Consider the following 9194-nt stretch of genomic DNA (forward strand, 5'->3'; position numbering starts at 1 on the left):
TCGCCGGTGGCGACATCTATCCGGCGCTGGAAAAGGGCACGATCGACGCGGCCGAATGGGTCGGCCCGGCCGATGACGAGAAGCTTGGCTTCAACAAGGTTGCGCCGTTCTATTACTATCCGGGCTGGTGGGAAGGCGGCGCTGCGCTGCATTTCTTCATCAACCAGGCGAAGTGGGAATCGCTGCCGAAGGTCTACAAATCGGTGCTGACCACGGCGGCGGCACTGGCGAATGTCGACATGCAGGCCAAATACGATGCCAGGAATCCCGCGGCCCTGAAGCGTCTCGTCGGCGCCGGTGCACAATTGCGACCGTTTTCGCAGGAGATCATGGAAGCCTGCCTCAAGGCATCCAAGGAGGTCTATGCCGAGACCTCAGCCAAGAACCCCGACTTCAAGAAGGTCTATGAGGCGATGTCGGCCTTCCGCGGCGACGAATATCTCTGGTTCCAGATCGCCGAATACAGCTTCGACAATTTTCTGATCCGCGCGCGCGCGGCCAACCAGCTCTGAAGAGAGCGACCCGCCGGGAAACCGGCGAACTCGATCCCTGTCGGACCCCGGCCGCGAGGCCGGGGTTTTTCGCATCCGCCGGGCATGCCAATGGGGCGGCGGCCGGCCATTGCTTTGCCGCGCTTGCGGGCTAGACTCAGGGCTGGTCACGCCTTGCGCGCCGCTTGCGCATTTGTTCGGGAAGTCTTGCGAATGCCGCGTCTGATTGTCGGTCTGCTCGCCGTGTTCGCTGCAACGGTCCCCGCCGCGGCTCAGTCGATCGGCGAGCCCCTCCCTGGCCGCGGCGTCCCGTCGGCCAAGCTGCCTGCACCCAAGCTGGATAAGGCGACGCGTCCCTGCCCGGAATATGGCCCCGGCTATGTCAGGGTCGATGGTTCCTCTTTCTGCGTGCGCGCGGGCGGCTCGGTTCGGGCCGAATTCGGCAAGCGCTCCGATAATCGCTATGGCTCTGCCGTCGGTGCCACGGCCCAGCTCGAGGCACGCGGCGAGTCCACCCTCGGGCCCGTGCGCGCGATCGTCCGCGGCAAGGTTCAATCCGACCGGGGCTTGTTCGGCGACAGCTTCTATCGCTGATCCCAAGCGCTGCCGTACGGACATGAAAAAAGGCGGGGATCGCTCCCCGCCCTTTTTGTTTCGGCTGACCGGCGCCTATTTGAGGTTGAGCGTCGGCGGGGCGTTGAGGTCGAGACCTGGCATGCTGCCGCCCAGTCCCGGGATCTGGATCGAGTCGAACTGCTTGTCGATCGACTTCTGGTCGAGCTGAATGGCCGACGCCTTGTAGTGCATCACCATCTTCGGGAAGATGATGACGAGCGCCACCATGATGCACTGGATCACCACGAAGGGCACGGCGCCCCAATAGATCTGGCCGGTGGTGACGGGCTCCATCTGCAGGCCCGTGACCTTGTCCTTGTAGCGGTGCTTGGGCGCGACCGAACGCAGGAAGAACAGCGCGAAGCCAAAGGGCGGGTGCATGAAGCTCGTCTGCATGTTCACGCCCAGGATAACGCCGAACCAGATCAGGTCGATGCCGAGCTTCTCGGCCGCGGGGCCGAGCAACGGCACCACGATGAAGGCCAGCTCGAAGAAATCCAGGAAGAAGGCCAGCAGGAAGACCATCACGTTGACGACGATCAGGAAGCCCGTCGCGCCGCCGGGCAGCCCGACCAGCAGATGCTCGACCCAGACATGGCCGTTGACGCCGTAGAACGTCAGCGAGAACACGCGCGCGCCGACCAGGATGAAGAGCACGAAGGCCGAGAGCTTGGCCGTCGACTCCGTCGCCTGCTTCAGCAGCTCGAAGGAGAGGCGGCGCTTGCTGAAGGCGAGCAGGATCGCACCCGCCGCGCCCATCGCGCCGCCTTCGGTCGGTGTCGCGACGCCGATGAAGATCGTCCCGAGCACGAGGAAGATTAGCGCCAGCGGCGGCACCATCACGAAGATGACCTGCTCGGTCATGCGCGACAGCAGCTTGAGCCCCAGCATCTTGTTGATCAGCGCGATGACCAGCGAGACGCCAACCATGATCGACATCGTCAGCACGACGAAATCGGCCCCGGCATCGACCTTGGTATAGAGCTTCATATAGGCGTAGGCGACGCAGAAGGAGATGATCGCGACAACCAGCAGCGAGAACCGGCGTGTCTTGCCGTCGGCGTCGCGCAGGGTCTGTGCCTCTGGCGGCAGGCCGGGAGCGCGCTTCGGGTAGACGATGGTGACAAGGAAGACGTAACCGGCGTAGAGCCCGGCGAGGACGAGGCCTGGGATGAAGGCGCCCTCATACATGTCGCCAACGGACCGGCCGAGCTGGTCGGCAAGCACGATCAGAACCAGCGAAGGCGGGATGATCTGCGCCAGCGTTCCGGACGCTGCGATCACACCCGAGGCGAGTCGGCGGTCATAGCCGTAGCGCAGCATGATCGGCAGCGAGATCAGGCCCATCGAGATGACGGAGGCGGCAACGACACCGGTCGTGGCGGCGAGCAGGGCGCCAACGAAGATCACGGCATAGGCGAGGCCGCCGCGGATCGGGCCGAAGAGCTGGCCGATGGTGTCGAGCAGGTCTTCCGCCATGCCCGAGCGCTCGAGCACCAATCCCATGAAGGTGAAGAAGGGAATGGCGAGCAGCACGTCATTGTTCATCGTGCCGTAGATGCGTTCCGGCAGCGCCTGCAGGAAGTTCTCCTGGAACATGCCGAGGTCGATGCCGATCAGCGCGAAGAGCAGACCGTTGGCGGCGAGTGCGAAGGCGACGGGGTAGCCGAGCAGGAGGAAGAGCACGAGGGCGGCGAACATCACCGGCGCCATGTTGACGCGCAGAAAATCCCCGATCCCCGCGGCATGGGCATCGCCCATATGCAGGCTGAAGAAGGCAGTCAGGGTGAGCGCGAGCAAAAGCCCGGCTGCGCGCGCGAAGCGGGAGGCGGTCATCGGCGGTTTCCGGAGTTCTTCTGGGTTGCTCACGAAGCCAGGCCCTGGGCCTTGGCTTGATCCAGCAGGCGTTGCGCTTCCGCTTCCGCAGCGGCCGCATGGCCACGCAACGTCTCTTCGTCCTCCAGGAGGCCGCGCATGATCGCGATCTGCTTGATGACCTCCGAAATGCCCTGGCAGAACAGCATGAAGAAGCCGACGATCAGGAGCCCCTTGGCGGGCCACTGGGGCAGGCCGCCGGCCGAGAGCGACTGCTCATTGACCGCGTAGGAGCGCCAGAAGAACGGCCAGGAATGGTAGATCATCAGCGCGCAGAACGGCAGCAGGAACAGGAGATGACCGAGAAGGTCGATCCATTGCTGAACGCGCTTCGGCAACTGGCTGTTCAGGATGTCGATGCGGATATGCTCTTTCACCTGCAGCGTCCAGGAGGCGCACATCAGGAAGACGGCGCCGAACAGCATCCATTGCAGCTCGAGCCAGGCATTCGACGACATGTTGAACATCTTGCGGATAATCGCATTCACCGCTGCGACGATGACTGCCAGCAGGATCAGCCAGGCAACTTTCTTGCCGATCTGACTGTTGATCGCGTCGATGATGCGGCTGACCTTGAGAAGTCCCTGCACACCCGCTCTCCCAGATTATGAATGCACGCGACGCATGAGGGCCATGTCGCGCTGGTTAAGCGCTGGTTATACGAAGGTCTGGGGCAGCACAAGATTACGCAGGGCGACAGGCTGGGGATCAGCTGTGTCGCCGGAAGCCGCTGAAACGCAAGGAAAATAGCCCGATCGCCATCATCAGCCACATCGTGGCGATCAGGGACTGCGGCCAAAGTATGACAAGCCAGCTGATCACGATCGTGGCCAACGCACCGACACCGAGCTGGATGGCTCCCATCAGCCCGGCTGCGGAGCCGGCAAGTTCGGGTTTGGCGGACAGCGCTGCAGCTGCCGCACCGGGAATCGTCAAGCCATTGCCGACCGAGCTGATCGCCAGCGGCAGGAACAGGGTCAGCGGCGTCCAGTAATCGCTCATCGCGAACACCATCGCGATGCTCATCATCACCACGGAGATGATCAGGCCAAGCCGCACCAGGGGAGCGGCCCCGCGCCTGACCGCGAGCCGCGACATCGCGAAATTCCCGACCATGTAGCCGAACGCGCTCAGGATGAAGTAGGCGCCATAGACATCCGAGCCCCGGCCCATCGTCTCGACGACGATGAAGGGGGCTCCGGCGACGAAGGCGAAGAACGCGGCCGATGTCATCGAAAGCGCGATGACGTTGACGATGAACTCCCGGTCGAGCGCCAGGAGCGGGAAGGAGCGGAAGACGCCGAGCAGCGATGTCCTGATGCCGACATTCGGAGCGGTTTCCGGCAATCGGGCCGCCGTCAGCAGGAGAACGAGCACGCCGGCTGCGGTCATTGCCCAGAAGATCATCCGCCAGCCGAACCAGGTTTCGATATGGCCGCCGAGATAGGGTGCGATCATCGGCGCCACCACCATGACCATGGTGACGCTGGCGATCTGGCTCGCTGCCTCGTCGCGATGGGCGCTGTCGCGGATGATGGCCCGGGCGAGCGCGAAGGTCGTACCGGCACCAGCGCCCTCCAGCACGCGCGCCGCCAGCAGGACTTCCGTGGTGGGGGCCAATGCTCCGAGAATCGAGCCGAGAATGAAGACGATGATCCCGCCATTGACGCAGGGCCGCCGCCCGAAGCGGTCCGAGAGCGGGCCGATCAGCAACTGGATCAGCGCGACAGAGACGAGATACAGCGTCAGCGTGAGCTGGATCGTTGCGTAGTTCGTGCCGAAATGGCGCGCCACGGCTGGTGTCGCAGGCGCGAGAAGGTTGAGGGCGATCGGCTGCAGGGTCGAGATCGCGACCAGGACGAGCAGGGCGGGCTTCGCTGCAACAGGCTGGCCGCTCATGACGCAGGGCCACCCTCGATCTTGAGCTTGGCACTGGGAACGACGCGCTGGCGATGCAGGGTGTAGAGGCCGCTGCCGGCGATCAGCGCGATGCCGGTGACGGCCCAGGCGTCCGGAATCTCGCCCCAGAGCAGGTGCCCGATCAGCACCGCGAAGGCGACGCCGGAATAGCGGTAGCCGGTGACGACCCCGACATCGGTGTTCCGGAAGGCGTTGACGATGCAGAAGCTGCCAAGCGAAACCAGCACGGCCGCGCCGCCGACATAGACGGTCTCGATCCGCTGGACCGGCACCCAGGTCTCGAAGAAGCCGAGTGCGAAGGCGGAGAGGCCGACGATGATCGTCGCCGTGAACGAAATCACCGTCGAAGGGACGTGGTTGCCAATCCTGCGGGTAACCAGATCGCGAACCGCCGCCAATATCGCGCTGACGAGGGCCGCAATCGCGGCGATGTTCATATGCTCGGGCGTCGGCCGGATCACGACCAGCACGCCGATAAAGCCGACCGCGACGGCAACCGTCCGGCGCCAGCCGACCTTCTCGATGCCGAGCGCCACCGCGAGGACGAGGATGATGAGCGGTGAGGCCATCAGGATGGCGGYGATGTTCCCGAGTGGGAGCTTGGCCACCGACCAGATGAAGATCAGGGCGATTGCGGCCTCTATCATCCCGCGGAGCAGGACCAGCGGCCTGAACATTTCGCCGAGCTTGCGGCCTTCGCCCATCATCCAGATCATGGCGAGGGCCGTCGTCACCGCAAAGACGGCCCGCAGCGAGATCGCCTGCCCGACGGGGTAGACTTCACGTGCCAGCTTCATGAGCGCGTCGTTGCAGGTGAAGAGAAACATCGCCAGCARCATGGCGATGATTCCGCGACGGTTTTCGGCTGAACTGGCCAAGGCAAGGTCCTGGTGGCGTCGAGAGGCCGTCGCGCAGAAGTTCTGCGCCGGGCTCGCGGCGGCTCACGCTTCCGGAAAGCGGCTGAGCGAGAAGGGTTTGAGATCGAAAGCGGATTGGCCGGTGGTGGAGAGGTCGGCGAGGATTTCGCCGATAGCGCTGGCGAATTTGTAGCCATGGCCGGAACAGGCGGATGCGAACACGGCCTGCGGGACGCCCGGCACGGCGTCGATTACGAAATCCTCGTCCGGCGTCACCGTGTAGACGCAGCCCTTGAGGCTGAGCGGTTCTCCGGCGGCATCGGGCAGGTAGCGGGCGAGGCAATCGCGGATCAGCGCCACCTGGCGCGGGCTCGGCGTGCGGTCCGGCTCGCGCGGATCCATCGGCTCGCGCCCGAAATGCGGGCCGCCGAGCTTGAAGCCGGGATGCTCGTAGAGCGGAAAGCCGTAGAAGGTGCCTTCCTCGACACTGAGGATGAAGACGGGGAAGGCGCCCGGACGATACAGCTCCGGCCGTCGCGTCGTGAACCAGCCGATGGCCTGCCGCACGGTCGAGACATTCGCAGCCAATGCCGGGACCGCGTCGGCGATCCAGCCGCCGGAGGTGATCACCAGCCGGCCAGCGGAATAGGTGCCGCGCTCGGTGCGAACGACCACGCCGCCTTGCGCTGTCGGCGCCCAGTCGAGCAGCGGCTCATTGGTCCGGATCTCGGCGCCACGCGATTGGGCGAGGCCGACATGGGCATAGATCGCCTTCTCGGAGGCGACGAACCCGCCATCGGGCTGCCAGAGACCGACATGTCCCGCCGGCAGCTGAAAGCCAGGGAAACGGCGCGCGATCTCCTGGCCCGAGAGCACCTCATGCGTCAACCCGTGGTCGAGGCAGGAGCGCAGCGAGGACTCGACCGGCCCGGCGCCTTCGGGGGCGAGATCGAGCGAACCGGTGACGTGCAGCAACTGCATGCCCGCTTCCGCGCCGGTCTCGGACCAGAGCTGATGCGCGCGCCGGACGATCGGCACGTAATGCGAGCCTTCGAAATAGGCGAGGCGGATGATCCGCGTCATGCCATGCGACGAGCCCATCGCATGGCCGAGGTCGAAGCGCTCGAGGCCAAGGACCTTCAGTCCGCGCCGCGCGAGATGCCAGCAGGCGGCGGAGCCCATGGCACCGACACCGGCAACGATCACGTCGTAGCTATGACTGGTCATGGGCTGGCCTGGGGGAGGGCAATGCGGATGATCAGAGCTTTAGCTGCAGCCTCGCATCGGGTCCATGCCGGTCCGGGACGGCGAATCCCGCTTCCGGCGCATGGCCCTGCGCGCTTTCGGCCTCTCGTTTGGGCAAGTCGTGGCTTCGGGAGAAGCTTTGTTAACATTGCCCGACCATAAAGGTTCGACTTTGCGCTGTCCGGGATTGGCTGATGTTTCGCGAAAGGGTCCGGCGCTGGTTGGGCACCCAAGACCGTGCCGTTGCAGCCGGGCCTGTCGCCACTGCGGAGCCGACGTCGCCGGCAGAAGCGATCGAACTTCCCGATCCGCTCGACGATGCCTCGATCCGCGAAGCCGTCAATGCGCTCGAGCAGGATGTCGTTGCCGCCCTGCGACGCCTCACCGGGCGCCTCTATGAGGCAGAGCATACATCGAGCCAGGCCGAGGGTGGTTCGATCGGCATTCACAGGCGTACCGGCGATCTGAGGCAGGCGGCCGAGACGGCCAGCATGAATTCGAGCGCGCTCGCGACCGCCACCCAGCAGGTCTCCGACGCGGCCGAGCAGGTCGGCAGCTCGATGAATGGCGCGCGCGACATGCTGGAGGCGGCGGCCATGCGTGCCGGCGAGGCGACGCACATGATGACAGGCCTCGCCTCCGCCACGGTCGAGATCCGCAGCATCGTCGATTCCATTGCCGAGATCGCGCGCCAGACCAATCTGCTTGCCTTGAATGCGACCATCGAAGCGGCGCGCGCCGGCGAGGCCGGCCGCGGCTTCGGCGTGGTTGCCCAGGAAGTGAAGGCGCTTTCCATCGAGGTGCGCGACGCGGTCGACCATATCCGCAACCGTGTCGATCGGCTGACCCAGACGGCCCAGGGCTCGGCCGCGATCGTCAATGATGCGCTGCAAATGGTGCGGGACGTCAATCCGGTGATCGCGGCGATCGGCAGCGCCTCGCTCGAGCAGGCAGCAGCGGCCTCGGAACTGTCGCGCAGCGCCGACGAGACGGCCCGCTTCATCGATACGGTTTCCCGGCAGGTCGGTGAGATCGACGAAATGGCCTTGGGCGCAGCGGCCCGCAGCGCCGAGGCGCGCGCCGCCATGTCGGATGGCGCGCGCCAGGCCGAAGGACTGATGGGGCGCTTCGTGCCATTGCTGCGGCACACCGTCTTCGCCGACCGCCGCCAGCATGACAGGTTCCCTGCGGAGTATCCGGTCGAGGGACACTTCGGCGCCACGACCTTCAACGCGCAGACGATCGACCTCGGCTTGGGTGGAACGCTGCTGCTCGCCCAGTCCGATCCCGGCATCCGCCCAGGCACGGGCGGGACGATCACCATCGCTGGCCTGCCGCCTTTGGCCTGCCGTCTGATGGCGTCGAGCCAGCTCGGCCTGCATGTCGCCTTCGGCGAAGCGACCGTCAGGGAGCATGAGCCCCTGCGCCGTCTGCTCGACGAGATCGAAGAATCCTATCGGCCGCTGATCGAGCGCGCGCAGCTCTTCGCGGTTCGCCTGGGCACGCTCTTCGAGCAGGCACTGCGGGATGGGAAGCTGTCCGAGGCCCAGCTCTTTGACGTCAACTATCTGCCCGTGCCGGAGACCGAGCCGCAGCAATACACCAACAGCGCCTTGCCGGCCCTTGAGGCGCTGTTGCCGCCGGCGCTCGCCGAGGAACTGGCCAGCGATCCGCGGCTGGTCTTCGCCCTGCCGATCGATCGCAACGGCTATATTCCGGTGCACCACCCCGAGTTCGCCCATCCGCAGCGCAAGGGCGATCCTGCCTGGAACGCGCCGCATAGCCGCAACCGCCGCATGTTCCACGATCGCGCCGGCATCATGTCGGCCCGCTCCGTGCGCCCCTTCCTCGTCCAGTCCTACCGGCGCGACATGGGCGATGTCACCCAGCTCATGCGCGAGGTCGACGCGCCGCTCCGCGTGAATGGCCGGCATTGGGGCGGTGTGCGGATGGCCTATCGGATGTAGGAGGCCGGGGCGCTCCGCAGCCACCTGGAGAGTGACCGGTTCCCTCAACGTGCTCGTCCTTGCGCCGGGCAGCGGCATCGTAGAAAGAGCTCTGCCCTGAATGGAAGAGCACTGGCATGCCGCCGCCCATCACAGTTGAACTGCACCCCCATGATCCCCATTGGTCCGATCTCGCCGGGCGCGAGGCGCAACGTCTTGCGGAGGCGATCGGGCCATGCCTGCTC

8 protein-coding genes are annotated in these 9194 nt (G+C 65.3%); 3 read left to right on the forward strand and 5 right to left on the reverse strand.

Going from position 1 to position 9194, the window contains the following annotated elements:
• A partial coding sequence (locus AC1DRP_RS31625; RefSeq protein ID WP_476770567.1) for a TRAP transporter substrate-binding protein occupies positions 1 to 512 on the forward strand: 512 nt, incomplete at its 5' end.
• Positions 513 to 704: 192 nt separating this feature from the next.
• Complete coding sequence (locus AC1DRP_RS31630; RefSeq protein WP_441489206.1) at positions 705 to 1085, forward strand: porin family protein; 381 nt, start codon at positions 705 to 707, stop codon at positions 1083 to 1085.
• 75 nt (positions 1086 to 1160) lie between these two features.
• Here the strand turns inward: AC1DRP_RS31630 and AC1DRP_RS31635 are convergent, their stop codons facing one another.
• The 5 genes from AC1DRP_RS31635 to solA form a co-directional block, all read right to left on the reverse strand.
• Positions 1161 to 2867, reverse strand: a complete 1707-nt coding sequence (locus tag AC1DRP_RS31635; protein WP_441506665.1) for a TRAP transporter large permease — start codon at positions 2865 to 2867, stop codon at positions 1161 to 1163.
• A 104-nt stretch (positions 2868 to 2971) separates the two neighbouring features.
• Complete coding sequence (locus AC1DRP_RS31640) at positions 2972 to 3571, reverse strand: TRAP transporter small permease subunit (protein WP_441506574.1); 600 nt, start codon at positions 3569 to 3571, stop codon at positions 2972 to 2974.
• 118 nt (positions 3572 to 3689) lie between these two features.
• Complete coding sequence (locus AC1DRP_RS31645) at positions 3690 to 4880, reverse strand: multidrug effflux MFS transporter (protein WP_441506573.1); 1191 nt, start codon at positions 4878 to 4880, stop codon at positions 3690 to 3692.
• On the reverse strand, positions 4877 to 5779 hold the full coding sequence (locus AC1DRP_RS31650; RefSeq protein ID WP_476770568.1) for a DMT family transporter: 903 nt from the start codon (positions 5777 to 5779) through the stop codon (positions 4877 to 4879). The genes AC1DRP_RS31645 and AC1DRP_RS31650 overlap by 4 nt, the downstream gene beginning before the upstream one ends.
• Before the next feature lie 63 nt (positions 5780 to 5842).
• On the reverse strand, positions 5843 to 6985 hold the full coding sequence (gene solA, locus AC1DRP_RS31655) for an N-methyl-L-tryptophan oxidase (RefSeq protein ID WP_441506571.1): 1143 nt from the start codon (positions 6983 to 6985) through the stop codon (positions 5843 to 5845).
• Positions 6986 to 7197: 212 nt separating this feature from the next.
• Between solA and AC1DRP_RS31660 the strand changes: the two genes are divergently transcribed.
• Positions 7198 to 8970 carry a methyl-accepting chemotaxis protein gene (locus AC1DRP_RS31660; RefSeq protein ID WP_441506570.1) on the forward strand — a complete coding sequence of 591 codons (1773 nt, stop codon included), beginning with the start codon at positions 7198 to 7200 and terminating at the stop codon, positions 8968 to 8970.
• Positions 8971 to 9194 lie beyond the last annotated feature (224 nt).

The organism is Allobosea sp. 01N443 (genome assembly GCF_056399325.1).

Coding starts and splice junctions, on each gene's coding strand:
- AC1DRP_RS31630 (WP_441489206.1), top strand. CDS start 705: ATGCCGCGTCTGATTGTCGGTCTGCTCGCCGTGTTCGCTGCAACGGTC.
- AC1DRP_RS31635 (WP_441506665.1), bottom strand. CDS start 2,867: ATGGGCGATGCCCATGCCGCGGGGATCGGGGATTTTCTGCGCGTCAAC.
- AC1DRP_RS31645 (WP_441506573.1), bottom strand. CDS start 4,880: ATGAGCGGCCAGCCTGTTGCAGCGAAGCCCGCCCTGCTCGTCCTGGTC.
- solA (WP_441506571.1), bottom strand. CDS start 6,985: ATGACCAGTCATAGCTACGACGTGATCGTTGCCGGTGTCGGTGCCATG.
- AC1DRP_RS31660 (WP_441506570.1), top strand. CDS start 7,198: ATGTTTCGCGAAAGGGTCCGGCGCTGGTTGGGCACCCAAGACCGTGCC.